Source organism: Cellulomonas fimi, from assembly GCF_028583725.1.
In the GTDB taxonomy this organism is placed as follows: Bacteria; Actinomycetota; Actinomycetes; order Actinomycetales; family Cellulomonadaceae; genus Cellulomonas; species Cellulomonas fimi_B.
Genome location: NZ_CP110680.1, coordinates 2,171,676 through 2,197,486, shown reverse-complemented (window position 1 = coordinate 2,197,486; position 25,811 = coordinate 2,171,676). Strand labels below are relative to the sequence as shown.

The window sequence follows — 25,811 nt, the reverse complement described above, 5'->3', positions numbered from 1 at the left end:
CGCCTCAGCGAACCCCTGCGCTCCGCGCCCTGCCGAACGCTCCCGCCAACCGGCGGGAGCGTTCGCGTATCCCCCACCGGGTGACGTTGAGCAGGGCCTCGGCGACGATCGCGCGGCTCATCTTCGACCGCCCGACCTCGCGCTCGACGAACGTGATCGGCACCTCGACGACCCGGGCGCCCGCGCGGACCGCCCGCCACGCCATGTCGACCTGGAAGCAGTAGCCCTGCGACGCGACCTCGGTGAGCGGCAGCGACCGCAGCAGGTCGGCGCGGTACGCCCGGAAGCCGCCGGTCGCGTCGCGCAGCGGGATGCCCAGGACCAGTCGGGTGTAGGTGTTGCCACCCAGCGACAGCACCTTGCGGTGAGCGGGCCAGTTCACGACGCTCCCGCCGGGCACCCACCGGCTCCCGAGCACGAGGTCGGCGTCCGCGGTCGCCGCGAGCAGCAGCGGAAGGTCCTGTGCGCGGTGCGAGCCGTCGGCGTCCATCTCGACGACGAGGTCGTAGTCCCGCGCGAGCGCCCACCCGAAGCCCGCGACGTAGGCGGTGCCGAGGCCGAGCTTGCCCGAGCGGTGCAGCACGGCGATGGTCCGCGTCGCGGCGGTGGAGGCGGCCTCGTCGGCGGCGATCTTCTCCGCGAGCTCCCCCGTGCCGTCGGGGGACCCGTCGTCGACGACGAGCACGTCGGCCGTCGGGACGTGCTCCCGCAGCCGTTCGAGGGCGACGGGGATGTTCTCACGCTCGTCGTACGTCGGGATCACGACGAGCACACGTGTCGCGCTGGGGTTCATGCCGCGCTCTCTGTTCGGTCCGGACGGGGCACGCGACGAGCGCCGAAGGCTCCGGCGACCACCATGCACACCGCGAGGGCGTCGACGACGAGCCCGGGCCAGGGGCCCAGCGCCGTCGCCGGTGTCCAGGTGGTGCGCAGGGGCAGGTCCGCGACCATCTGCTCGGCGGTGAACAGGCCGGTCTGCTGGCTGACGGTCCCGTCGGGACCGATCACCGCGCTCACGCCGACGGTCGAGATCTGCACCGTCGCGCGGCCGTGCTCGACGGCCCGCAGCCGCGACATCGCGAGCTGCTGGGTCGACTCGTCGCTCCGGCCGAAGGAGGCGTTGTTCGTCTGGACGACGAGCACCTCTCCCCCGGCGCGCACCGCGTCCCGGACCAGCGAATCGTAGGCGACCTCGAAGCAGATGACGTCCCCTATGCCCACAGTTCGGCCGAGACGGTCGGATTCGAGCGGGACGTACCCCGGGCGGTCGCCGGGCAGCATGTCGCGGGTCACGGTGTCGACGGCCGACGAGAAGTGCCGCACGAACGACCGCATGGGGATGTACTCGGCGAACGGCGCCGGGTGCTGCTTGGTGTAGGTCGAGACGACGCCCTCACCGGGCACCCACAGCACGGCGGTGTTGTACCGACCGCCCTCGGGCGGGTACTCGACGGTCCCGACGAGCATCGGGGCGTCCACCGCGCTCGCGGCGGAGTCGATGAGGTCCGCGGCGCGCTCGTCGACCTGCGGGTCGATGTCGGTGCCGTTCTCGGGCCACAGCACGACGTCGAGCTCCCCGGGCTGCACGTGGTCGAGGAGCGCGAGCGTGCCGGTGACGTGGTTGCCGAGCACCGCGGAGCGTTGACCGAACGCGTCGAGCCCGGTCCCGGGGACGTTGCCCTGGACCGCGCCGACCCGCAGGACGCCCGCCTGCTCGGCCGTCGCGAGCGGGACGAGGACCCCGCCGACGGCGACGGCCGCGGCCAGGGCGACGGCGCCGGCCGCGCGCAGCACGGCCCCGCGGGCGACGGTGACGACCGCGCGTCCGATGAGCACGCCCACGACGACGACGAGCCCGGAGACGAGCGGCGTGCCCGCCCAGGACGCGAACGCGACGAGCGGCGAGTCGGCCTGCGAGAACGCGAGGCGCCCCCACGGGAAGCCACCGAACGGCCACGTCGACCGGAGGTCCTCGGCCGCGACCCACAGCACCGCGAACACGACGACCTGGAGCCCACCGTTGCGCCACACCGCCTCGCCGCGCCGCGCCCAGGCCCAGGCAGCGCCGAACAGCGCCACGTACGACGCCTCGAGGACGGTGAGCGCGAGCCACGGCACGAGGCCGACCGCGTCGTTCGCCCACGTGATCAGCGGGCCGAAGAACGCGATGCCCCACACGAACCCGACGAGCGCGTTCCAGCGGGCGCTGTCGCGGCGCATCGCGAGGTACAGGAGCGCCATCCCGAGGAACGCGGCCGGCCACCAGCCGGGTGCGGGGAACGCCGCGCGCGTGACCAGGCCGCTGATCAGGGCGAGACCGACGGCCCACCAGCGGGAGGGTTCACGGACAGGCACCGCGCAAGGGTACGACAGCGGCGTGTGAAGGCCGTCGGGAGGTGTGGTCCCGCTCCCCTACCGACCGGCCCGCGTGTCCTTCGTACCGGAGGGCGCGCGCGGCGCCGACCGTTGTCTGTTGAACACGCGGGCCCGGTCGGAGCCCTGGGATCCGTTCACCGGGCCTCGTCGGGGTCCGCCTGCCGCCGACCGCTGCGTCGGCCTCTCGACGGTGTCGCCCGACCGGTCCCCCCCGGTCACGAATACCCTCAGGAACCTACCGAGATCAGCGGAGGTGTCAAGGCGCCGTCGCCGCAGGTGGAGGGCCTTCTCGCAGGTCATCAGCGCCCGCCTCGGGTGACCGGGTGGGCGTGTCCCGGCGTGTCGTCTGGCGTGTCGCAGGAATCGGACACGCGTCCATGTCCGGGCCTCCGCGCGCGCCCGGCAAGATTCACCCGCCCGGGGCACCGGCCGTCGGCCCGGCTCCCGGCGTCGACGCGGGGCGGACTGCCCGAGCCGCCGTCAGCCGAGCGCGTCGAACAGGACGACGCCGTCGCGGACCGTCCGCAGGCACCGCGGCGACTCCTCGTCGGGCCCGAGGTACGGCAGCAGCGGCGTGCCCGCCCGGGCGTCGGTGCTCCACGACGCGAGCCGTCCGTCGGGCGCCTGCACGACCAGGTGCTCGGCCCGCCACACCGCCAGGTGCGCGGGGGCGCCGACGCGCAGCTCGCCCGCACCGGTGTGGTCCAGCCCCGCGAGACGCCACCCGCCGCGTGTCGACGCACGGAACGCGGCCCGCGCCGAGATGCGCTGCTCGGGCGCCGTGTGCTGGACGGCAGCCCGCACGCCCGCCCACGGGTCGACGGGCGTCACGGGCGCGTCCGAGCCGAACGCGAGCGGGATGCCCGCCCCGGCGAGGTCCGCCAGCGGGTTCAGCGCCGCCGCCCGACCGGCGCCCAGCCGCGTGGCGTACATCCCCTTCTCCCCGCCCCAGGCGGCGTCGAACGCGGGCTGCACGCTCAGCCGCACACCGAGCAGGATCAGCGACGCGAGGGTCGGGGCGTCGACCATCTCGGCATGCTCCAGGCGGTGCCCCGCCCCGCCGATCGCCTCGACACCCTCGACGTCGGCGGCCGCCCGCAGGCCCAGGGCGACCTCGTCCATCGCGCGGTCACCGATCACGTGGAACCCGCCCTGCACGCCGGCACGCGTCACCGCGGTGACGTGGTTCGCGATCTGCTCCGCGGACAGGTACAGCGCGCCAGCGCCCTCGGCGTCCGCGTAGGGCGTGCGCAGGGCCGCGGTGTGCGAGCCGAGCGACCCGTCGACGTTGAGGTCGCCGCCGATGCCCGTGAGGCCGGGGACCGCCGCCAGGATCTCGCGCGCGTCGTCCACGGTCACGCACAGCTCACCGCGGTAGCCGACGACGAACGGCAACGCGCTCGCGGCGTCCGCCGTCGTCGTGAGCAGCTCGACCAGGCCCTCACGGGTGTCGATGAACGGCGCGCTCAGCTCGTGCACCGACACGACACCCTGCGCGGCCGCGTGCGCGAGCGCCCGCCGGTACACCGCGGAACGGCGCTCGGGCGAGAGGCGGCGGGCGGCCTCGCGGGCGGCGTGGTGCGCGTCGCGCTCCACGCGGCCGTCGTCGGACCACCCGGCCAGGCCCTCCAGACCCGCCGCGCGGGCGAGGGCGGTCGACACGACCGCGGAGTGCACGTCGACGCGGGCGAGGTACACGGGTGCTCCCCCGGCGGCGGCGTCGAGCTCGGCGCGCGTCGGCGGTCGCCCCTCGGGCCACTCGAGCTCGTCCCACCCGAACCCGAGCAGCGGGGTGTCGGCGTCGCCCGCAGGGCGCTCGCGGGCCGCTCGGGCGACGGCGTCGAGCGCGTCGGCGAGGGACCGGACGCCGGCGTCGGCGGACAGCGGGACGCTCTCGAGGGCGAGACCGGTCTCGAGGACGTGCACGTGCGCGTCGACGAAGCCGGGGGCGACGAGCGCGCCGTCCAGGTCGACGACCTCGTCGGCGCGGGCCGCCAGCCCGTCGGCCGTGTCGTCGTCGCCGAGCCAGGCCACGACGCCGTCGTCGACGAGCAGCGCCTGCGCGAACGGGTCGGCCGGGGAGTGGATGACGCCGTTGCGGTAGAGGGTCGCGCTCACATCGGCTCACGATAGGGCAGGTCAGCGGGTTGCACCCGGGCGAAATCGGGACGGATCGGCACGGGCGGGACCGTCAGGCGGGTCACACGTCCCCGGTCAGACCGACGAGTACGCCACGACACCTCGCCGGACGGCGTCGACGGCGCGGCGCGCGGTGGTCCGGGTGCGCTCGTGCGGGGCCGCCTGTGCGACCTGGTCGAGCACGTCGATGACCTGCTTGCACCACCGCACGAAGTCGCCTGCGGACAGCTCGCCGCCGCGCAGCACGGCGTCGAGGCTGCGTCCCGCGGCCCACCGGTGCACGGCCTCGACGAGGCCGAGGTCGAGCGGCACGGTCGTCTCCAGGCGGTGCTCCGCCTCGAGGTCCTCGAGCTCGGACCAGGCGCGCAGCGTGCCGTCGAGGGCGACGCCGAGCCGGCTGGCGGGCCCGCCGGGCACGCGGGGCTCGCCCTGGTCCTCGCGGCGCGAACGGAAGACGAGCGTGGAGACGGCGGCGGCGAGGCCGGGCGGGTCGAGCTCGTCGAACGTGCCGCGCCGCAGGCACTCGGCGAGCAGCAGGTCGTTCTCGGCGTAGAGGCGGCGCAGCCAGCGGCCGTCGTCCGTGACGTGCAGGGTGCCGTCGGCGCGGTCGAGGTACCCGAGCCGGACGAGCACGTCGCAGATGCGGTCGAACACCGCCGCGATCGAGCCGGTGCGGCCCTCGATGCGGCGGACCAGCGCGTCGTGCTCGCCGCGCAGCCGGTCCCAGCGCTCGGCCCAGCGGGCGTGCTCGTCGCGGTCGGGGCACGCGTGGCAGGGGTGGGCCCGCAGCCGGCGGCGCAGCTCGGCGATCTGCGCGTCGTCCTGCGCGGCGGTGTGCCGGGGCGGTCGTCCGCGTCGCGCACCGGGGCGGTGGTCGCCCCGGGGGTCGCCGTCACCGACCGCGCCGGACGACAGCGACGACCGCAGCGCGGCGGCGAGCTCGCGTCGGGCGGCGGGCACACGGGCGCTGAAGCCCTTGGGGACCCGGAGGTGGCCGACGGTGCGGGCGCCGGTGCCGACGTCGGCGACGGTGAGGCGCCGCACCTGCCGGTCGGTCGTGAGGACGGTCGGGCGCGGGCCGTCGAACCCGCCGGCGCCGCCCGGGTCGATGACGACGGCGTGGCCGGAGCGCCGCCCCACGGGGATCTCGAGCACGTCGCCGACGCGCAGCCCCTCGAGCGAGCGCGCGACGTCGGCGCGGCGCGCGGCGGCGGCGGCACGCGACTGGTCGCGTTCCAGGCGGGTGATGTCGCGGCGGATGCGCGCGTACTCCGCGAAGTCGCCGAGGTGGCAGCGCATCGCCTCGGCGTATCCGTCGAGCGCCTCGGCGTGGGACTGCGCCTGCCGGGCGAGCCCGACGACGCCGCGGTCCGCCTGGAACTGCGCGAACGACGTCTCGAGCACCTCGCGGGCGCGGTCGCGGCCGACCTGGGCGACGAGGTTGACGGCCATGTTGTACGTGGGCCGGAAGCTCGACCGCAGGGGGTACAGGCGCTTCGACGCGAGCCCGGCGAGCTGCACCGGGTCGAGGCCGGAGTGCGCGACGACGACGGCGTGCCCCTCGGTGTCGATCCCGCGGCGTCCCGCGCGGCCCGTGAGCTGCGTGTACTCGCCGGGGGTCACGTCGACGTGGCTGGACCCGTCCCACTTGACGAGCTTCTCGAGCACCACGGAGCGGGCGGGCATGTTGATGCCGAGCGCGAGCGTCTCGGTCGCGAACACGACCTTCACCAGCCCGCGCGAGAACAGGTCCTCGACGGTCTCCTTGAACAGCGGCAGCATGCCCGCGTGGTGTGCGGCGACACCGCGGCTGAGCGCGTCGAGGAGGTCCCAGTACCCGAGGACGTCGAGGTCCTCGGGCGGCACGGCGGCGCAACGCTCCTCGACGATCTGCCGGATCGTCGCCTGCTCCGCGGGCCCGGTGAGGCGCACCCCCGCGGCGAGGCACTGCTGCACCGCCGCCTCGCACCCGGCGCGCGAGAAGATGAACACGATCGCGGGCAGCAGGTCGTCCTTGTCGAGCGCGTCGACGACCGCGAACCGGGGCGTCGGGCGGCCGAGCACGGACCCGCCGCCCGGGCGGTGCCCGCCGCGCCCCCGGTAGCCGCGGTCGCCCGGCCCGCGGCGGCCCGGACCCTCGGAGCGCTCGCCGCGCCGCAGCAGCTGGACGAGGTCCGGGTTGATCGGCGGGTCGACGCCGGGGTCCGTCGGGTCGACGTGGCCCGCGTAGAGGTCGAGCAGGTCGCCGCGCACGAGGACGTGCTGCCCGAGCGGCACGGGACGGTGCTCGCTCACGACCACCGTCGTGTCGCCGCGGACGGTCGCGAGCCAGTCGCCGAACTCCTCCGCGTTCGAGACCGTCGCCGACAGCGAGACGAGCTGCACGTCGTCGGGCAGGTGGATGATGACCTCCTCCCAGACCGGCCCGCGGAACCGGTCGGCGAGGTAGTGCACCTCGTCCATCACGACGAAGCCCAGCCCTGCGAGGGTCTGCGACCCGGCGTACAGCATGTTGCGCAGCACCTCGGTCGTCATGACGACGACGGGCGCCTCCCCGTTGATGGTCGTGTCGCCCGTGAGCAGGCCGACACGCTCGGGCCCGTACCGCCGCACGAGGTCGCCGTACTTCTGGTTCGACAGCGCCTTGATCGGCGTCGTGTAGAACGCCTTCCGGCCGGCCGCGAGGGCGAGGTGGACGGCGAACTCCCCCACGACCGTCTTGCCCGCGCCCGTCGGCGCCGCGACGAGGACGCCGCTGCCGCGCTCCAGGGCCGCGCACGCCTCGGCCTGGAAGTCGTCGAGGGGGAAGCTCAGCAGCTCGCGGAACTGCGCGAGCTCACCGCGCTCCGTCTCCGCGCGACGCCGGGCCGCCGCGTACCGCTCGGCGGGCGACGGCTCGGCCGACACCGTCGACGGGCCGGGACCGGAGGACGGACGACGCCTGCGTGACACCACACGCACACCCTAGGCACGCGCGGTCACGACGCACGTCCCGGACCGTGGGCGCGCCGCCCGTGCCACGGCCCGGTCAGGCGAGGACGGACAGCGCGCCCGGGTCGACCTGCACGCGCAGCGGCAGCGGCCCGACGCGCTCGCCGTCCGCGAACGCGGGCGGAGGGGTCGCCCCGACGTCGACCAGCGGCTCGACGACGACCGACCGGCTGCGCACCACGGTGACCGCCGGGTGGTCGACGTGCCGGCCCTGGTAGATGCCGGGGAAGATGCGCGTCACCGCGGCGCGGGACAACGGCCCGGCGACCACGACGTCGAGCAGGCCGTCGTCGACGCGCGCGTCGGGGGCGATCTTCAGCCCGCCGCCGAACCACGGGACGTTCGCGATCGCGACGAGCGTGCCGGCCGACTCCCACGTGCGGTCGTCGAGCGTCACCCGGTACCCGTAGGGCCGGAACGACGCGAGCTCGGCGGCGAGCGCACGGACGTACCGGGCAGAGCCGCGCGGCCACGTCATGGTGTTGGCGCGCGCGTTCACCGCGGCGTCGATGCCGCACGACAGCACGCCCACGTACCACTCGTGCGCGGAGTGCTCGGGGGTGCCGACCCGGACCGCGTCGACGCGGCGCGGACCGGTGTCCAGCGCCCGCTCGACCACACCCACCGCCGCCTCGACGTCCCCGCGCGGGAGACCGAGGGTGCGGGCGATGTCGTTGCCCGTGCCGGCCGCGACGATGCCGAGCGGCAGCGCCGTGCCCGCCACGACGTTCGCCCCCAGATGGACCATGCCGTCGCCGCCGACCACGACCAGCGCGTCGAGCCCCTGCACGGCCGCCGCCCGGGCCCGGTCCGTCGCCTGCGCGAGCGTCGGGGCCGACAGGTCCTCGACCTTCATGCCGCGGGCCACGAGGAGCTCGTGCACGCGTCGGCCGGCCTCGACGCCGCGACCCCGGCCGGCCGTGGGGTTCACGACGACGCCGACGTGCCTCACGTGGCGGCGGCCTCGGCGTCGTCGGGGAACGTGCCGTCGAGCCTCGGCAGCCCGGCCGCGAGACGCCGACGGTCGACACGCCGGTCGTGCACCGTGCAGATGACCAGCGCACCCGCGTACAGCAGGCAGATCGGGATCGCGACCGCGATCATCGTGATCGCGTCCGGCGTCGGCGTCATGATCGCGCTGAACGTGAACGCGATCATCACCGCCCACCGCCAGCCCTTGCGCCACGTCGCCGCCGTACCCAGGCCCGCGAAGTTCAGCGCGACCATGACCACGGGCAGCAGGAACGCCAGCCCGAACACGAGCATCACGCGCATGACGAACCCGAGGTACGTCTGCGCGTCCACCAGGTTCGTCGCACCCGACGGCGTGAACTCGATGAGCAGCTGCACCGCGTGCGGCAGCACGTACCAGGCCAGCAGGGCGCCGCCCAGGAACAGCGGCACGGCCGCGCCGAGGAACCCGAACGCGTACCCGCGCTCACGGCGCGTCAGGCCCGGGGTGATGAACGCCCACAACTGGTAGAGCCACCACGGGCTGGACAGGATCACGCCGAGGAACACCGTGATCTTCACGCGCATGTCGAAGGGCGCGGCGACACCCGCGAAGTTCAGGGAGACGAGCCCGTCACGCGTCGAGCCGGCGGCCTCCAGCGGCTGCTGGATGGCCTCGAAGACGGGGTCGTAGAAGATCCAGGCGAGCACGGCGCCGAGGACGACACCGATGGACGCGAGGACGAGGCGCTTCCTCAGCTCGAGGAGGTGGGCCCGCAGCGGCATCCGGCCGCCGGGGTCGCGCCCGCGGCGGGAGCTGCTCACGCGGTCAGACCTTCGGAGGCGTGGTGCCCTCGGTCGGCTCGTCAGGACGCTTGTCGTCGTCCCGCAGGTCCTTCACCTCGGACTTGAAGATCTTCATCGACTGGCCGACGCTCTTGGCGAGCCCCGGGAGGCGGTTCGCCCCGAACAGCAGCAGGACGACCAGCACCAGCACGATGATGTGCCAGGCGCTCAGGTTTCGGATCACGGGGCTACCTCCGTCGCGGTGCGAGTCCCGCGCATCCTAACCCCGCCGGACCTGTCCGGATGCTCCCTCAGCCCCAGTACGCACGCCACGACTGCCGGGTCCGCCAGTGCCGCTCCGCACGGGCCGCCCGACGCGCGACCCGCTCCTCACGCAGCGCCGCCCGACGCTCCCGCAACGGGCCGCGAGGCGCCAGCACGGTCGGCCCCGTGTCGACCCGGTTCTCCGCCGCCAGCGCCTGCAGCTCGGCCAGCCGGTCCGCAAGCTGCCCCCACGTCTCCGCAGCCGCCGCCAGCGCGCGACCGAGCTCCAGCCCCGACCGCCACAACCGGCGCCCCAGGAAGAACGCGCCGACGAGCGTGCCCACCACCAGCACCGCCCACACCGAGAACCACAGCACGGCGTCAGCCTTCCTCGTCCGCGAGCGGACCGTACGCAGCCAGAGCCGCGCGCGCCGCCGCCGCGACCTCCGTCGCGACCCGCACCGGGCGCACGCCGAGCACGTCGTCAGCCACCTGGAGCACCAGATGACGCAGCCACGCGGGCCGCAGGACCCGCAGGTCGACCTCGAACGAGCCGTCGTCGAGGTTCCGCACCGCCTCCACCGGCGTGCTCTCCGCGACCCAGCGCGCCGGGCTGCGCAGGTGCAGCGTCACCAGCTCACCGTCCGGGCCCGGCTGGAACTCGCCCGCGTCCGGCGCCACCGTGTGGTCCGCCACCGGCAGGTCGAGCACCGCCGCCGCCAGGATCCGGTCCACCCGGAACAACCGCTCCCCGTCGACCAGTCGGCACCACGCGAGCAGGTACGACCGCTCGTCGTCCGTGACCAGCCGCAGCGGGTCCACGTCCCGCTCCGTCGTCACGTCCGACGCGTCCACGTAGCGCAGGTGCAGACGACGACCGCCGCGCAGCGCCGTCGCGACCGCCGTCGCGACCTCCGGGGCCGCGTCGAGCCCCAGCCGCACGTCGAGCGCCGCCGCCGCGTCACCCGCCGCCGTCGTCAGCTTGTCCAGCGCGGACGACAGCACCGCGGCCTGCTCCGGGTCGAGCGCCGGCCGCAACGACGAGTCCAGCGCCCGCAGCGCCGCCAGCAGCGCCACCGCCTCCCGCGCACCCAGCCGCAACGGGCGCGTCATCCCCCGCGACTCCGTCAGCCGCACCACACCCTGCTCGTACGACGCCGCGTCGAAGTCGATCAGGTCGTGCGGGAAGTACCCCGGCGTACCCGTGACCCACAGCGTGTCGATGTCCGACAGCACCTGGTCCGCCGTCACCCCGAACTGCTCCGCGATCTCCTCCACCGGGACACCCGCGTGCCGGTCCAGGTACGTGATCATCCCGAGCATGCGCAGCAGCCGGTCGCTCGCGCGCTCAGCCATGCACCCCACCCCCCGCGGTCGTCGACGCGTCGAGCGTCGCAGCCGTCCGCAGCAGGCGCAGCACCGCGTGCCGCACGCTCGGCGGGTCCAGCACCACCACCGCGTCGCCGTACCCCACGAGCTCCTCCGCGAGCTCCCAGTCCGACCGGAACGGCACGTGCACCACGTCCCGGTGCGCCAGCACCGCAGCCGTGCGCGGGTCCGCCCGCACGTCCGGCGCGCCCTCGGGAGCCGGCACCGCCCGCGCCCGCGCCGCGCCCGCCCGCTCCGGCAGCACCGCGAGCGTCGCGACCCGCTCCGGCCGCTCCTCCCACGGGTGCAACGCCGCGGACAGCTCCTCCGCCGACGGCGGCTCGAACGCGCCCGGCGCACCGACGACACGCACGGCACCCTCCACGCGGCTCAACCGGAACGACCGGGGCGCGTCGCGCTCGCGGTCACGCCCCACCAGCAGCCAACCCCCACGACGCGCCAGCAGCTTCCACGGCTCGACCGTGCGCTCGCGGACCTCTCCCGTGTTCGCCGCGCGGTAGACGAACCGCACCACCTGACGCGCCTGCACGGCGTCCAGCAGCGGGCCGATCGCCCCGCCGCCCGACCGCACGCGCGGAGCGAGGCCCGCGACGAGGTCCGTCGACTGCGGGGCGGCGCCCACGGCACGCAGCTTCGTCAGCGCGCGCGACGTGTCCGCCCGCAGCGACTGGTCCTGCCACAGCTGCGCCGCCATCGCCAGCACGCCCAGCTCCCCCGCGGTCAGGTCGAGCGGCGCCAGCGCGTACTGCTCGGCGTCGATCCGGTACCCGATGTCGTCGCCGTGGCCGGCGTCCGTGACCGTGAGCACCGGGATCCCGAGCTCGCGCAACGTGTCCTTGTCGCGCTCGAACATCCGCTCGAACGCGTCGTCGGACGGCGCGTCCTGGTAACCGGCGACGCTCGCGCGCACCTGCTCCTTGGTCATGCGGCCGGACGTGTTCACGAGGGCGATGACGAGGTTGAGCAGGCGCTCTGCGGGCGGGATCGCGGGGGGCATCGGGGACCACGGTAGCCGCACCGGTACGGTGGGGCGGTGATCACGTGGCGTTCGGGTGTCGTCGTCGCGAGCGGGACGGCCTGGCCGGGCGCGCACGAGCTCACGGTGGCCCTCGACGACCCGGGCACCGGCACGCTGCCGGACACCGTCCGGGCGCTCGCCTACCCCGACCTCGTCGGCTCCCCCGCCGTCGGCGACCGGGTCCTGCTCAACGTCTCCGCGCTGGCCCGCGGGCTCGGCACGGGCGGGTACGCGCTGGTCGCGGCCCCGGGCGGCGACCTGCCCGCCGACCCGCCACCCGGCCCCGGGCACCTCGTCAAGGCCCGCTACACCCCACTCCAGGCGATGGTTCTCGGCGTCGACGACCAGGAGTCACCGCACCACGAGACGCTCCGCGACGCGGACGACCTCGACGGCCTCCCCGTCGTCGTCGCCGACCTGCACTCGGCGCTCCCCGCGATCGTCGCCGGCGCCCGGTACGCCGCCGCCCGGGCCGGCCGCGTCGCGCCCACGGTCGCCTACGTCATGACCGACGGGGGCGCGCTCCCCGCCTGGTTCTCCCGCACCGTCGCCGGCCTCCGCGACGCCGGCTGGATCGACGCCTGCGTCACGACGGGGCAGGCCTTCGGCGGCGACCACGAGGCCGTCACCGTCCACACCGGCCTCCTCGCCGCCCGGCACGTCGTCGGCGCCGACCTCGTCGTCGTCGCGCAGGGACCCGGCAACCTCGGCACCGGCACCCGGTGGGGCTTCTCCGGCGTCGCGGCGGGCGAGGCCGTGAACGCCGCCGCCACGCTCCGGGGCCGACCCGTCGCGTCGCTGCGCGTCAGCGGCGCCGACCCGCGCGAACGCCACCTCGGCGTCTCGCACCACTCGCTCACCGCGTACGGGCGCGTCGCGCTCGCGCCCGCCGACGTGCCGGTGCCCGTGTTCGACCCCGATCCCGAGGGTGGGCTCGACGCGCTCGGGCGGCGCGTGCGCCACCAGGTCGCCGCGCTCACCGCGCCGCACGGGCGCCACCGTCTCGTCGACGTCGACGCCGGGCCCGACCTCCTGAGCGCGCTCACGGGCACGCCCGTCCGGCTGTCGACGATGGGCCGGGGGCTGGACGACGACCCGGCAGCCTTCCTCGCGGCGGCCGTCGCCGGGGTGCACGCGGTGGACCTGCTCGGTCCCACGGACTGACGCGAACCGGCTGAACGCCGGGCCGAGTCGGGACCGTGGCGGCGTCTTCGTGCGCGCCGTGCTCCCGCGCGCACCTGCGGGGCTCAGTCGTCGCGGTGCGTGCGGGTGTGCTCCGCGACGAGCGTCGCGAGGCGCCGCGCCTCCGCCTCCGCGAGCTCGCCGTCGGCCCGCTGGATGCCCATGACGGCGAGCGTGTCACCGTCCGCGAGGTCGAGCTGCACCCACGGCCGCCCGTGGCCGAACCGCACGGAGACGATCTCGGACCACTCGAGCCGGCGCGTGAGCATGAGGTTGCGCACCGTCAGGCCGTCGTCGTCAGCGCGGGCGCTCACGGTCGCCTGCCGCCAGCAGAACCACGCGATGAGCATGCCGACGACCGCGAAGCCGGCCCGGTCGAGCGGCCCGGCGTTGGGGAGCGCCACGATGATCGCGGCCGTCAGCACCAGCACCGCCACGGCCAGCGCGAGCGTCACCAGCCGCGCGAGCCGCGGCCGGAACACCGTCGGGGCAGCCACCGCGACCGTCACAGGCGGCACGCGTGGATCGACGTGACGAGGATCGCGCGCGCACCGAGGTCGTAGAGGGCGTCCATGACGCGGTTCGTCTGCGACCGCTGCACCATCGCGCGGACCGCGGCCCACTCGCGGTTGTGCAGCGGCGAGACGGTGGGCGACTCGAGGCCGGGCGTGATGGCGACGGCCTGCTCGACGAGCGAGAGCGGCACGTCGTAGTCGATGAGCACGTACTCGCGGGCCGTGAGCACGCCCTGCAGGCGACGCGTGAGGACGTCGAGCCCCGCGGGCTCGTCGGTGCCCGAGCGGCGCACGAGGACGGCCTCGGAGCGCAGGATCGGCTCGCCGAAGATCTCGAGCCCGGCGGCCTTGAGGGTCGTGCCGGTCTCGACGACGTCGGCGATGACGTCGGCGACCCCGAGGCGGGTCGCGGTCTCCACCGCGCCGTCCAGGCGCACGATCCCGGCGGCGCTGACGCCGCGCTCCGCGAGGTACGCGGCCACCAGTCCGGGGTACGAGGTGGCGACGCGGCGGCCCTCGACGTGCGACACGTCGCTCATCTCGCCGACGGGCGCGGCCCAGCGGAACGTCGACCGGCCGAAGCCCAGCGCGAGGTGCTCGACCGCGGCGGACTCGGAGTCGAGCAGCAGGTCGCGGCCGGTGACGCCGACGTCGACCGTCCCCGCCCCGACGTACACCGCGATGTCGCGGGGACGCAGGAAGAAGAACTCGACGCCGTTGTCCGGGTCGGGCAGCACCAGCTCGCGGGAGTCGCGGCGCTGGCGGTACCCGGCCTCCCGGAGCATCTCGGTGGCGGGCTCGGAGAGCGAGCCCTTGTTGGGGACGGCGATCCTCAGCACGGGGGTCCTATCGGGGGTGTCGGCGCGGGCGGGGCGGGAGGCTCAGAGGTGCGTGTACACGTCGTCGAGCGTGAGCCCGCGGGCCAGCATGAGCACCTGCAGGTGGTAGAGCAGCTGGGAGATCTCCTCGGCGGTGCGCTCGTCGCTCTCGTGCTCGGCGGCCATCCAGACCTCGGCGGCCTCCTCGACGATCTTCTTGCCGATGGCGTGGACGCCGGCGTCGAGCTCGGTGATCGTGCGGGAGCCGGCGGGGCGCGTGGCCGCCTTCTCGGCGAGCTCGGCGAACAGGGCGTCGAAGGTCTTCACGTCGGACAAGCCTAGACGCGCGTCCGGGGTGACCCGTCCCCCGTCCGCCTGTCAGGCGTCCTCCCCTCGTCCGGGCATCGCGACGACCGTGGTGAGACATCGGAGGCGCGAGGGAGTGCGGGCATCTCGGGCGTCGTGGACGCATTGGCCTGTTATCACGCAATCCGGACGCGCCGGAGGCCGTGCTGGCCGTCTGTGCCGAGCTGTGCCGCGCTGTGCCGCCCTGCCCCCTTACGCCGCCCTACCCCGCCCACGGCGAGTGCAGGGGGTACGGCGAGGGAGTGTGGCGGACGCGGGACGTGCGACCGCTCCCCCGGCCGACCGACATGCGGAGGGCCGCGGCCCGCGCACACGGGTCGAAATCAGGCGGTGACCTCGCGCCGCTCCCCCGCCTCGACCACCTGCTCCTCGCCCCGGGCGCGCAGCCACACCGTGAAGCCGTAGACCACGACCCCCGCGTACACGACGTAGAGCACGGCCGACGGGTAGTAGCCGGCCGAGACCAGCAGCGGCACCCCGACCACGTCGACCGCGATCCAGATGAGCCAGAACTCGATCCAGCCGCGCGCCATGCCGTACGTCGCGAGCAGCGACCCGACGAAGATCCAGGCGTCCGCCCACGGACCCCACGAGCCGAGCGCGGAGAACAGGGCGGCGAACCCGACGGTCCCCACGACGGCGACGCTCCCGATGAGCACCCACCCCCGCGGTCCGGCCCAGCGCGGGACGACCGCGGGCGTGTCGGCGGGTGCGCCGTGCTCCAGCGCGACGCGCTGCGACTGCCGCCACCGCACCCACCCGTAGACGGACACGACGACGAAGAACACCTGTCGGCCGGCCTGCCCGTACAGGTCGGTCTGCTGAGGCGTGTGGAACACGCCGCCGAGGAAGACCGTGAACAGCAGGACGTTGCCGACGATGCCGACGGGCCACGCCCACACGCGGCGACGCAGCCCGCCGACGGCGGACGCGAGGCCGAACAGGTTGCCCACGATCTCCCGCCACAGGATGTCGTGGCCGGCGATCGTCAGCGTGGCGTCGAACAGCCAGCCGAGCGGTCCCACGTCACAGGCCCCGCAGCGCGACGACCGTCGCGACGGCGGCCTCCGCGGCCTCGGCACCCTTGTCCTCGTGCGAGCCCTCCAGGCCGGCGCGGTCGAGGGCCTGCTGCTCGTCGTCGCACGTGAGGACACCGAAGCCGACGGGCACGCCGGTGCGGACGGCGACGTCGGTCAGGCCGAGCGTCGCGCCCTGGCAGACGTACTCGAAGTGCGGCGTCCCGCCCCGGATCACGACGCCGAGCGCGACGACCGCGTCGGAGGTCCGCGCGGCGACCGCGGCGGCGACCGGCAGCTCGAACGTGCCCGGCACGCGCACCACGCGGACGTCGGTCACGTTGGCCCGTTCGAGCGCGCGGCGGGCGCCGGCGAGCAACCCGTCCATGATGGTCGTGTGCCAGCTCGCGGCGACGACCGTGACGTGCAGGCCGGTCCCGTCGACGGTCAGGGTGGGTGCTCCCGCACCGCTCATGCCAGGTCCTCCAGGTTCTCGAACGCGTGGTCGGTGGTGTCGGCGCCCGGCGTCGCGGGGGCCGCGAGCACGGGCCGGACGGTGATCGGGTCGCGCTGGGCGCCGGTGGGCAGGTGCAGCAGGTGCCCCATCGACGTGGCCTTGGTGCGCAGGTACGCCTCGTTCTGCGGTGTGCGGCCGACCTCCAGACCGCGGACCTCCGCGACCTCGATGCCGTGCGCGCGCAGGCCGGCGACCTTCGCGGGGTTGTTCGTCAGCAGACTCACCCGGCGTACCCCGAGGTCCGCGAGGATCGCAGCCGCGGCGCCGTACTCGCGCCGGTCGGCGGGCCAGCCGAGGTCGAGGTTCGCCTCGACGGTGTCCCGGCCCTCGTCCTGGAGCGCGTACGCGGCGACCTTCGCGAGCAGGCCGATCCCCCGGCCCTCGTGCCCGCGCAGGTAGACGACGGCGCCGCCCTGCTCCGCGGCGAGCTCGAGCGCGGCGTCGAGCTGCGGACCGCAGTCGCACCGCGCCGAGCCGAACGCGTCACCCGTGAGGCACTCGGAGTGCACCCGCACGACGGGGGTCGCGGCCAGCCCGCTCGTCGGCACCAGCGCGACGTGCTCGTCGCCGGTGCGCAGGTCGCGGTACCCGTGGATGCGGAAGTCGCCGTGCCGGGTGGGCAGGTAGGCCGTGTGGGTCGCGTGCACCCGGTCGCGCAGGGGTCGGACGTCCGTGACGGGGGGCTCGACGTCGTCGTGCGCGGTGCGCCACGCGACGATGTCCCCGATCGTCAGCAGGACGAGCCCCTCGGCCTCGGCGAGCGCGGACGCGTCCGGGAGGCGGGTCATCGAGCCGTCGTCGTTCACGAGCTCGGCGATCGCGCCGACGGGCTCCAGACCGGCGAGGCGGCAGAGGTCGACGGCGGCCTCGGTGTGACCGGCACGGTGCAGCACGCCGCCCGGCACCGCACGCAGGGGCAGGACGTGGCCGGGGCGGATGAGGTCCTCGTGCCCCGACGCGGGGTCGGCGAGGACGCGCAGCGTGCGGGCGCGGTCGGCGGCCGAGATGCCGGTCGTCACGCCGGTGGCGGCGTCGACCGTGACCGTGTACGCGGTGCGGCGCGGGTCCTGGCTGTGCGGGACCATGAGCGGCAGGTCCAGGGCGTCGGCGCGGGCGGCGGGCATGGGCGCGCACAGGTACCCGGACGAGTGCCGGATGGTCCACGCGACCCACTCGGGGGTCGCGGACTGCGCGGCGAGGATGACGTCGGCCTCGTTCTCCCGGTCCGGGGAGTCGGCGACGAGCACGGGCCGGCCGGCGCGCAGCGCGTCGAGCGCGTCCTCGACGGTGCCGAGCCGCACGTCGCTCACCGGGCGGCCCCCGCGGTGGCGAGCAGGCGCTCGGTGTACTTCGCGAGCACGTCGACCTCGAGGTTGACGCGTGCACCGGGTGCGAGGGCGCCGAGCGTCGTGACCGCGAGCGTGGTGGGGATGAGCGAGACGCCGAACGAGTCGTCGCCGACGTGCGTCACCGTGAGCGAGACGCCGGAGACCGTGATCGAGCCCTTCTCGGCGACGTACCGCGCGAGCGCGGGGTCGAGCCCGATCTCGACGTCGTCCCAGCGCGGACCCGGCGTCCTGGACAGCACGGTGCCGACGCCGTCGACGTGCCCCTGCACCACGTGGCCGCCGTAGCGGCCACCGACCGCGAGCGCGCGCTCGAGGTTCACGGTGGTGCCGGTGGTGAGGTCGCCGAGGGCGGTGCGGCGCAGGGTCTCGGGCATGACGTCGGCGGTGAAGGTCCCGTCGCCGGGGAGGTCGGTGACGGTGAGGCAGACGCCGCTGACGGCGATGGAGTCGCCGGGGCGCGCGTCGGAGGTGACGAGCGGGCCGCGGACGCGCAGGCGGGCGTCGGTGACGACGCCGTCGGTGTCGGTGCCGGGCTCGACGGCTTCGACGGTGCCGAGCTCCTCGACGATGCCGGTGAACATCTCAGGCCTCCTGGGTGGGCTGGGGGGTCGGGGTGGGCGGGGGCTCGGGGGTGGCGACGACGAGGACGTCGGGGCCGAGCGGCAGCACGCTGCGGGTGGTGAGGCGGACGGCGTCGCCGAGGGTGGTGACGCCGAGGTCGGCGATCGCGGCGGGTCCGGCGCCGAGCAGGACGGGGGCGACGTAGGCGTGGACCTCGTCGACGAGCCCGGCGCGGAGGAACGCGGCGGCGAGGATCGGGCCGCCCTCGACGAGGAGGTGGCGGACCTCGCGCTCGCCGAGGACGCGCAGGACCTCGGCGGGGTCGTGGGTGCGGACGTGGAGGAGCTCGCCGCCGGGGCCGTGCAGGCGTGCACCGGCGGGGATGTCGCGGTGACCGACGACGACGCGCAGGGGCTGGTCGGTGTGGAGCTCGCCGGCGGCGTTGCGTGCGGTGAGGGCGGGGTCGTCGGTGCGGACGGTGCCGGTGCCGACGGCGATGGCGTCGACCTCGGCGCGCAGGTCGTGGGCGTGGTGGCGGGCGACGTCGGACGTGATCCAGCGGCTGGTGCCGTCGGCGGCGGCGACGCGCCCGTCGAGCGTGGTGGCGAGCTTGAGGGTGACGAAGGGGCGCCCGCGCTCGACGGACCGCAGCCAGGTGCCGAGGAGGGTGCGGCCCTCGTCCTGCAGGACGCCGGTGACGACGTCGACACCGGCCTGACGGAGGCGGTCGGCGCCTCCGGCGGCGACGGGGTTGGGGTCGGGGACGGCGACGACGACGCGCCGGACGCCGGCGGCGAGGAGCGCCTCGGTGCAGGGTCCGGTGCGACCGGTGTGGTTGCAGGGCTCGAGGGTGACGACGGCGGTGGCGCCGGTGGTGTCGAGCCCGCGGCGGGCGGCGTCGGCGAGTGCCGCGACCTCGGCGTGGGGGGTGCCGGCGCCGGCGTGCCAGCCCTCGCCGACGACGGCGCCGCCGGCGCCGAGCAGGACGCAGCCGACGCGGGGGTTGGGCCCGTGCCGGGGGCCGCGGCGGGCGACGAGGAGCGCCTGCCGCAGGGCGGCGGTCTCGGCGGGGGTGACGGTGTCCTCGGGGGCCGCGCTCGTGGGGGCCGCTCCGGGGACGGCGGGCGGGGTGGGCGCACCGGTCGCCGTGCTCGTCATGGTTCACCTCCGGGCGCCGTCGAGCCCCGGGGTCGCGCAGGAGGGTGAGTCCTGCCACGGGACGACGCCGAGCGTCGCCCCGCCACGTACTTCCTCCCATCCGGACTTTCACCGTCGGTCCTGGAGTTCCACCAGGTCAACCGCCCGGTCCCTGAGGACCGTGCGGGTCGCGGACTGTCACCGCCGGCTCGGAATTACACCGACCCCGGAGCACGTGTTCGTGTTCTGCACTGCGCCAACGATCATGCCACACGGGGAATTCCCGACCGAGGCGCGTCCTGCCTGTCTCAGGTGCCGGACCGGCCGTCCGTCCGCGGTGCCGGTCGGGGCGGCGATGTGCTGCGCGGCGGCTCAGGCGCCGTCGGCGAGGGAGCGCAGGGCGGCGATCTCGGCCGCGACGTCGTCCGCGCCGTAGACGGCCGAGCCGGCGACGAAGACGTTCGCGCCGGCCTGGGCGATGCGCTCGATCGTGTCGCGTGCCACTCCCCCGTCGACCTGCACCCAGGTGTCGAGCCCGGCGGCGTCGATCGCGGCGCGGGTGCGGCGGATCTTGGGCAGGGTGCCCTCGATGAAGGACTGGCCGCCGAAGCCGGGCTCGACGGTCATGACGAGGACCATGTCGACCTCGGCGAGCAGGTCGAGGAACGGCTCGACGGGGCTCGCGGGCCGCAGGGCGACGGCGGCGCGCACGCCGCCGGACCGCAGCTCGCGGGCGAGCCGGACGGGGGCCTGGGCGGCCTCGGCGTGGAACGTCACGGAGGCCGCGCCCGCCTCGGCGTACTGGGGGGCCCACCGGTCGGCGTCCTCGATCATGAGGTGGACGTCGAGCGGGACGGGCGAGACCTCGGCGATGCGCCGCACCACGGGGAGCCCGAGCGTGAGGTTCGGGACGAAGTGGTTGTCCATGACGTCGACGTGCGCGTAGTCCGCCGTGGCGATGGCCGCGAGGTCGCGCTCGAGGTTGGCGAAGTCGGCGGACAGGATGCTCGGGTTGATGAGGGCGGGCACGCGGTCAGCGTAGCCAGCCGGGGCGCCGCCCGCCGGGGCGGTCCGCGGGTGCCGTGGGGTCAGGACGTGCGTCGCAGGAGCGTCAGGTGCATCGCGTCCGTGCCGTGCACGTGGGGCCACAGCTGCACGTGCGACCGGTCGGTGAGGTCGACGTCGCGCCGTGCGACGTCCCGCACGACGGCGGCGGTGTCGAGTCGCTCGACGTCGATGCCGGCCTTCGCGGCCGCCCGCAGCGCGTCCTTGACCACGAGGCGGGTCTCCGCGAGGTGGGGCGAGCAGGTCACGTAGGCGACGACGCCGCCCACACGCACGGCGCGCAGCGCCGACCCCAGGAGGTCGCGCTGCAGTCCGGTGAGCGCCGCGAGGTCGGCGGGGGTGCGCCGCCACCGCGCCTCGGGGCGACGACGCAGGGCCCCGAGACCGGTGCACGGCGCGTCGACCATCACGCGGTCGAACGCGGCGGGGTCGTCGTCGCCGAGGACGCGGCCGTCGCCGGTGCGGACCACCTCGACGGCCTCCGGGGGGACCGCGCGCAGCGACTGCCGCACGAGCCGTGCGCGGTGCGGCTGCACCTCGTTCGCGACGAGCCGCGCCCCGCGCCGCGCGGCCTCGGCGGCGAGGAGCGCCGCCTTGCCGCCGGGCCCGGCGCACAGGTCGAGCCACCGCTCGTCGCGGCCCTCCAGCGGTGCGGCCGCGAGCGCGAGCGCGACGAGCTGGCTGCCGTCGTCCTGCACGCCGGCGCGTCCCTCCCGCACGGCGGGCACGGACGCGGGGTCGCCGCCCGCCAGGACGACGGCCGTCGGGGACAGTGGTGCGGGACCGTCGGCGGGTGCGCCGAGCTCGTCGACGTCGGCGAGGCCGGGCCGTGCGACGAGGGTCACGAGGGGTGCGGTGTTGTCCGCGTCGAGGAGCGTGCCGAGCTCGTCGACGGGCCGGCCGTCGCCCGCGAGCGCCTCGCGCAGGGCGCGGGCGACCCACAGGGGGTGGCTGCCGACGACGGCGAGGCGGGCGACGGGGTCCTCGCCCGCGGCGTCGGCGATGCGCTGCTCCCACGCGTCTGCGGGCTCGCGGGACACGTGGCGCAGGACGGCGTTGACGAACTGCGCGGGGCCGGCGCCGAGGGCGTCGCGTGCTAGGCCGACGGTCTCGGAGACGGCGGCGTGCGGGGGGACGCGCATGCCGAGGAGCTGGTGCGCGCCGAGCCGCAGGACGTCGAGCACGGGCGGGTCGATCGTGTCGGTGGTGCGGGCGGCGGCGAGCTCGAGGACGGCGTCGTAGCGGCCGCGCAGCCGCAGGGTGCCGTATGCGAGCTCGGTCGCGAAGGCGGCGTCGCGGCCGGTGATCCGGCGCTCGCGCAGGAGGGGCGGCAGGACGAGGTTGGCGTAGGCGTCGCCCTCGGCGACGGTGCGCAGCACGTCGTACGCGACGCGGCGGGCGGGGTCGGTGCTGCGGCGGCGCTGGGACGGCGCGGACGTGGTGCGCGTCGAGCGGCCCTCGCGGCGGGCGGCGCCGCGCTGGCGGCCCTGGGCGTCGCGGCCTTCCGCGGCGTCGGGGCGCTGACGTGCGCCGCGGCTGCGGTCGCCGTCTCGGGCGGGCCGGTCGCCGTCTCGGGCGGGCCGGTCGCCGTCTCGGGCGGGCCGGTCGCGGTCGGGGCGGTCGGCCGGGCTCATGCGGCGGCCTCCGCTCCGAGGACGGTGCCGTCGGCGGGTCGCGCGCCGCGCGCCCAGTCGGCGGCCGGCATGGGGCGCTTGCCGGGCGGGGTGACGAGCCCGAGGCGGACGGCGCCCCCGCCTGTGCCGACGAGCACGTCGCGCTTGGTCACGCGCAGCTCGCCGGGCCGCAGGTCGTGCACGTCGGGTGCGGGGGTGACGGGTCCGAGGCCGAGGCGGGCGCCGTCGGGCAGCGTCGTCCAGGCGCCGGGTGCGGGGGTGCAGCCGCGGATGCGGCGGTCGACGGCGTGCACGGGGTGGGTCCAGCGGACGCGGGCGTCGTCGACCTCGATCTTCGGGGCGTGGCTGACGCCGTCGGCGGGCTGCGGGACGGGGCTGAGGATGCCGTCCTCGATGGCGTCGAGGGTGCTGACGAGCAGGCCGGCGCCCGCGTGGGAGAGCCGCTCGAGCAGGTCGCCCGCGGTGTCGCGGGGACGCACGGTCTCGGTGAGCGTGCCGAACACGGGGCCGGTGTCGAGGCCCTGCTCGATGCGGAACGTGGTCGCGCCGGTCACCTCGTCGCCGGCGATGAGGGCGTGCTGCACGGGTGCGGCACCGCGCCACGCGGGCAGGACGGAGAAGTGCAGGTTGACCCACCCGTGGGTGGGGACGTCGAGGACGCTCGCGGGCAGGATCGCGCCGTACGCGACGACGGGTGCGGCGTCGACGGCGAGCTCCTTCAGGCGGGCGACGAACTCCTCGTCGCGGGGCCGCTGGGGGGTGAGGACCTCGACGCCGGCGTCGAGCGCGCGCTCCTTGACGGGGCTGGGGTGCAGCGTACGACCGCGGCCCGAGCGGGCGTCGGGGCGGGTGAGGACGGCGACGACCTCGTGCCGGGAGGCGAGGAGCGCCTCGAGCGACGGCACCGCGGCCGCGGGGGTTCCGGCGAAGAGCAGTCGCATGCCGACGATCCTAGGTGGCGTCGGCGGCGGTCCCCGCGTCGAGGGGGCCGCGGCCGAGGAGCCCGCGGGCGGTGAGGTCGCGGCGCAGCGCGGCCGCGTCGGTGAAGACGATCCCGTGGAACCCGACCTCGCGCGCGGCGGCGACGTTCGCGGGCGAGTCGTCGACGAAGACGGCGTCGGCGGGGTCGACGTCGAACTGTGCGGCGAGCAGCCGGAAGATCGCGGGGTCGGGCTTCGCGAGCCCGACCTCACCCGACACGAGCACGGCCTCGAGCCGTCCGATCGCGGGTGCGGCGGGCGCGGCGTGGTGGAACGTCTCCGCGGACCAGTTCGTCAGCCCGAGGAGCCGCACGCCCGCGGCGGCGAGGTCGTCGACGACCTCGGCGCTGCCCGGCACAGGGCCCGGGAGCGTGTCGGCGAAGTGCCGGACGTACAGGTCGAGGGCGTCGACGTGCTGCGGGTGCGTCGCGAGCACCTCGGCGCGGGCGTCGGCCCACGGGCGACCGGCGTCCTGCCGGTGGTTGAGCGTCGCGAAGTCGACGTCGGCGAAGAACCGGTCGACGTCGGCGCGCGACATCCGGCCCGCGTACGCGCGGTACGGGTCCCAGCGCACGAGGACGTTGCCGAGGTCGAGCACGACGACGCTCACTGCAGGTCCGCCGGGTCGAGCTGGACGCGCAGCGTGCCACCCTCGCGCCGCGCGCTGCGGGTCGCGAGGGACGCCGCGACCGCGCGGGCGAGCGCCGCGCCGCGCGTGCGGGGCACCCGGACGAGCGCGCGCACGTCGGGCTCGAGCGCCGTCGACGGCCCCTTGCCGGGGGTCGCCGGCACGGGGACGGGACCGAGCACGTCGACGTCGTCGAGCTCGATCCGGCCGACGAGGGCCTCGACCGCGTCGCGTGGTCCGGTGACGGCGGCGACGCGGACCGCGGGCGGCAGCCCGAGCTCGGCGCGCTCGGCGGACTCCCGCTCGGCGAGTCCGGCGGGGTCCCACCGGACGAGGGCCTGCGTGGGCCGCTCCGGCGCGTCACCGACGAGCAGCACGGTCCCCCCGTCGCCCGCCGGCCGCACGAGCGCGGCGGCGGTGAGCCAGCGCCGCAGGGCCGACACGGCGCTCCCGAGACCGGCCCCCGAGGTGCCGACGGCGGCGTCGAGCAGGACCGCGGCCGCGTAGCCCGCGGGCGCGACGGGCTCGGCGCCGGGCGTCGCGACGACGACGGCGGGCGCGTCGGGCACACGGTCGAGCACGCCGCCCGACGCGCGCGCGCCCGAGACCCGCACGGCGACGCCCGGGAACGCGCGGCCGAGCTCCTCGGCGGTGCGCTCCGACCCGACGCGCACCGAGCGCAGCGCGGTCGCCCCGCACGTGTCGCAGCGCCACGCGGTCGCGAGCCGCCCGCACCACCGGCACGTCGGCACGCCGTCCTGCCCGGTGATCCCGAGCGGGCCGTGGCACGTGCCGCAGCGCGCGTCCGCGCGGCACCGCCCGCATGCGAGGACCGGCACGTAGCCCGCGCGCGGCACCTGGACGAGCACCGGTCCCGCGGCGAGCCGGTCGCGGATGGTCCGCCACGCCGGGGACGGCAGGCGCGCGGCGGCGGCGGGCCCCTCCCGGGCGAGCTCGACGGACGTCAGCGCCTGGACCCGGGGGGTGCGGGCGCGCGTCGTCGCACGGTCGGCCGCGACCTCGCGCGCCCACCCGGACGCGACGAGCGCCTGCGCCTCGACGGTCCGGCCGTGCCCGCCGACGAGCAGCGCGCACCCGGCGAGGTCGGAGCGCAGCGCGAGCACCTCGCGCACGTGCGGGTAGGGCGCGCGCGGCTCGGCGTGCAGCGGGTCGCCGTCGTCCCAGCAGACCGCGAGGCCGAGGTCGCGCACGGGTGCGAACGCCGACGCGCGTGTCCCGACGACCACGTCGGCGGCGCCGCGCAGCGCGGCCAGGAACGACCGGTACCGCGGCGCGGGCCCGTCGTCCGCGGTGAGCCGCACCGCACCGCCGGTCCGCTCGGGCGACCAGGCGGGCACCCCCGCGCTCTCGAGCGCGGCGAGGACCCGCACGACGTCGCGCGCGTCGGGCACCACGACCAGGGCGCCGCGGCCGCCGAGCACGCACGCGGCGACGGCCTGCGCGACCGCGTCCTCCCACCGCTCCCCCGGCGCACCCGGCAGCGCCGTCCACACCGCGCGCGGGGCACCGCCGGCAAGGACGTGCTGCACGAACGCCGGTCCGCCCCGGTAGGCCGACCAGGCGGACGCGTCGGCGCCCGCGGCCGGGGCCGTCGGGGTGCCGTCGGGCACGGCGAACGTCTCCGCCTCGACGCGCGCGTGCCGCGTCGGCACGGCGAGGCGCAGCACGTCGGACAGCGTCCCGGCCCACCGGTCCGCGACCGCGCGCGCGAGCGCCAGCACGGCGGGCGTCAGCACGGGCTCCGCCGAGACGACCCGGCGCAGCGGGACGAGCCGGCCCGTGTGCTCGGCCGTCTCCGCGCGGTCCAGCACGTACCCGTCGACGTCCTGCCCGCCGAACCGGACCTTGACCCGCACGCCGGGGACCGTCTGCGCGTCGAACCGGGCGGGCACCAGGTACTCGAACGTGCGGTCCAGGTGCGGCGGCGACAGGTCGACGGCCACCCGCGCGACGGGCAGCCGCTCGGCGGGCTCGAGGTCGGCGGCGCCCAGACGTGGGCGAGCGCGACGGCGCGGTCCGGGCACCCCGTCGAGGACGAGCTGCTCGCCCGCCGTCACGTCCACGGCCCCGTCACCCGGGGCGGCTCCGGCTCGCGGCACGCGGGCCGG

Annotated in this window: 24 protein-coding genes and 1 riboswitch; of the genes, 1 reads left to right on the top strand and 23 read right to left on the bottom strand. The window is 76.1% G+C overall.

Translation table 11 applies throughout. The annotated features are described in order from the left end of the window. Window positions 1–4: 4 nt before the first annotated feature. The 10 genes from OOT42_RS10035 to OOT42_RS09990 all read right to left on the bottom strand — a co-directional run bounded on the left by OOT42_RS10035 (window position 5) and on the right by OOT42_RS09990 (window position 11,893). Window positions 5–793: a polyprenol monophosphomannose synthase gene (locus OOT42_RS10035; RefSeq protein WP_273654708.1), complete on the bottom strand. Its 789-nt coding sequence runs from the start codon at window positions 791–793 to the stop codon at window positions 5–7. Next, a complete protein-coding gene (lnt, locus tag OOT42_RS10030) occupies window positions 790–2,355 on the bottom strand; it encodes an apolipoprotein N-acyltransferase (RefSeq protein ID WP_273654707.1) in 1,566 nt (521 codons plus the stop codon). The genes OOT42_RS10035 and lnt overlap by 4 nt, the downstream gene beginning before the upstream one ends. A 501-nt stretch (window positions 2,356–2,856) precedes the next feature. Continuing rightward, window positions 2,857–4,494 carry an amidohydrolase gene (locus OOT42_RS10025; protein WP_273654706.1) on the bottom strand — a complete coding sequence of 546 codons (1,638 nt, stop codon included), beginning with the start codon at window positions 4,492–4,494 and terminating at the stop codon, window positions 2,857–2,859. 96 nt (window positions 4,495–4,590) lie between these two features. Further along, window positions 4,591–7,470, bottom strand: a complete 2,880-nt coding sequence (locus OOT42_RS10020) for a DEAD/DEAH box helicase (protein WP_423775989.1) — start codon at window positions 7,468–7,470, stop codon at window positions 4,591–4,593. Window positions 7,471–7,543: 73 nt separating this feature from the next. Next, window positions 7,544–8,458: a diacylglycerol/lipid kinase family protein gene (locus tag OOT42_RS10015; protein ID WP_273654705.1), complete on the bottom strand. Its 915-nt coding sequence runs from the start codon at window positions 8,456–8,458 to the stop codon at window positions 7,544–7,546. Beyond that, a complete protein-coding gene (gene tatC, locus OOT42_RS10010; protein ID WP_273654815.1) occupies window positions 8,455–9,243 on the bottom strand; it encodes a twin-arginine translocase subunit TatC in 789 nt (262 codons plus the stop codon). Before tatC ends, OOT42_RS10015 begins: the two co-directional genes overlap by 4 nt. Before the next feature lie 43 nt (window positions 9,244–9,286). Further along, a complete protein-coding gene (gene tatA, locus OOT42_RS10005) occupies window positions 9,287–9,487 on the bottom strand; it encodes a Sec-independent protein translocase subunit TatA (protein ID WP_272729036.1) in 201 nt (66 codons plus the stop codon). A 67-nt stretch (window positions 9,488–9,554) separates the two neighbouring features. Continuing rightward, window positions 9,555–9,884 carry a hypothetical protein gene (locus OOT42_RS10000; protein ID WP_273654704.1) on the bottom strand — a complete coding sequence of 110 codons (330 nt, stop codon included), beginning with the start codon at window positions 9,882–9,884 and terminating at the stop codon, window positions 9,555–9,557. 4 nt (window positions 9,885–9,888) lie between these two features. Further along, window positions 9,889–10,863 (bottom strand): helix-turn-helix transcriptional regulator, encoded by a 975-nt coding sequence (locus OOT42_RS09995; RefSeq protein WP_273654703.1) that lies wholly within the window; start codon window positions 10,861–10,863, stop codon window positions 9,889–9,891. Continuing rightward, complete coding sequence (locus OOT42_RS09990; RefSeq protein WP_273654702.1) at window positions 10,856–11,893, bottom strand: helix-turn-helix transcriptional regulator; 1,038 nt, start codon at window positions 11,891–11,893, stop codon at window positions 10,856–10,858. Before OOT42_RS09990 ends, OOT42_RS09995 begins: the two co-directional genes overlap by 8 nt. 36 nt (window positions 11,894–11,929) lie before the next feature. On the opposite strand from OOT42_RS09990, the gene OOT42_RS09985 reads away from it, so the two are divergent. After that, a complete protein-coding gene (locus OOT42_RS09985; protein ID WP_273654701.1) occupies window positions 11,930–13,078 on the top strand; it encodes a DUF3866 family protein in 1,149 nt (382 codons plus the stop codon). Between the two features lie 83 nt (window positions 13,079–13,161). Here the strand turns inward: OOT42_RS09985 and OOT42_RS09980 are convergent, their stop codons facing one another. From OOT42_RS09980 to OOT42_RS09920, 13 genes are all read right to left on the bottom strand, one after another. Next, window positions 13,162–13,614, bottom strand: a complete 453-nt coding sequence (locus OOT42_RS09980) for a PH domain-containing protein (protein ID WP_273654700.1) — start codon at window positions 13,612–13,614, stop codon at window positions 13,162–13,164. Next, a complete protein-coding gene (hisG, locus tag OOT42_RS09975) occupies window positions 13,602–14,450 on the bottom strand; it encodes an ATP phosphoribosyltransferase (protein ID WP_273654699.1) in 849 nt (282 codons plus the stop codon). Before hisG ends, OOT42_RS09980 begins: the two co-directional genes overlap by 13 nt. 42 nt (window positions 14,451–14,492) lie before the next feature. Then, complete coding sequence (locus OOT42_RS09970; RefSeq protein WP_273654698.1) at window positions 14,493–14,756, bottom strand: phosphoribosyl-ATP diphosphatase; 264 nt, start codon at window positions 14,754–14,756, stop codon at window positions 14,493–14,495. 362 nt (window positions 14,757–15,118) lie between these two features. Then, entirely contained in the window at window positions 15,119–15,820 is a 702-nt protein-coding gene (gene pnuC, locus OOT42_RS09965; RefSeq protein WP_273654697.1) for a nicotinamide riboside transporter PnuC, read from the bottom strand. A gap of 1 nt (window position 15,821) precedes the next feature. Beyond that, entirely contained in the window at window positions 15,822–16,286 is a 465-nt protein-coding gene (gene ribH / locus OOT42_RS09960; RefSeq protein ID WP_273654696.1) for a 6,7-dimethyl-8-ribityllumazine synthase, read from the bottom strand. Next, a complete protein-coding gene (gene ribB / locus OOT42_RS09955; RefSeq protein WP_273654695.1) occupies window positions 16,283–17,638 on the bottom strand; it encodes a 3,4-dihydroxy-2-butanone-4-phosphate synthase in 1,356 nt (451 codons plus the stop codon). Before ribB ends, ribH begins: the two co-directional genes overlap by 4 nt. Beyond that, window positions 17,635–18,258, bottom strand: coding sequence for a riboflavin synthase (locus OOT42_RS09950; protein WP_273654694.1), 624 nt, complete (start codon window positions 18,256–18,258; stop codon window positions 17,635–17,637). Before OOT42_RS09950 ends, ribB begins: the two co-directional genes overlap by 4 nt. 1 nt (window position 18,259) lies before the next feature. Continuing rightward, window positions 18,260–19,396, bottom strand: a complete 1,137-nt coding sequence (ribD, locus tag OOT42_RS09945) for a bifunctional diaminohydroxyphosphoribosylaminopyrimidine deaminase/5-amino-6-(5-phosphoribosylamino)uracil reductase RibD (RefSeq protein WP_273654693.1) — start codon at window positions 19,394–19,396, stop codon at window positions 18,260–18,262. 82 nt (window positions 19,397–19,478) lie between these two features. Further along, window positions 19,479–19,614, bottom strand: a riboswitch (FMN riboswitch). 133 nt (window positions 19,615–19,747) lie between these two features. Further along, window positions 19,748–20,404: a ribulose-phosphate 3-epimerase gene (rpe, locus tag OOT42_RS09940; protein ID WP_273654692.1), complete on the bottom strand. Its 657-nt coding sequence runs from the start codon at window positions 20,402–20,404 to the stop codon at window positions 19,748–19,750. 59 nt (window positions 20,405–20,463) lie between these two features. After that, entirely contained in the window at window positions 20,464–22,074 is a 1,611-nt protein-coding gene (locus tag OOT42_RS09935; protein WP_273654691.1) for an RsmB/NOP family class I SAM-dependent RNA methyltransferase, read from the bottom strand. Beyond that, entirely contained in the window at window positions 22,071–23,015 is a 945-nt protein-coding gene (fmt, locus tag OOT42_RS09930; protein WP_273654690.1) for a methionyl-tRNA formyltransferase, read from the bottom strand. The genes OOT42_RS09935 and fmt overlap by 4 nt, the downstream gene beginning before the upstream one ends. Before the next feature lie 10 nt (window positions 23,016–23,025). Then, window positions 23,026–23,664 (bottom strand): HAD family hydrolase, encoded by a 639-nt coding sequence (locus OOT42_RS09925; RefSeq protein ID WP_273654689.1) that lies wholly within the window; start codon window positions 23,662–23,664, stop codon window positions 23,026–23,028. Continuing rightward, window positions 23,661–25,760, bottom strand: coding sequence for a primosomal protein N' (locus tag OOT42_RS09920; protein WP_273654814.1), 2,100 nt, complete (start codon window positions 25,758–25,760; stop codon window positions 23,661–23,663). Before OOT42_RS09920 ends, OOT42_RS09925 begins: the two co-directional genes overlap by 4 nt. Window positions 25,761–25,811: the final 51 nt, after the last annotated feature.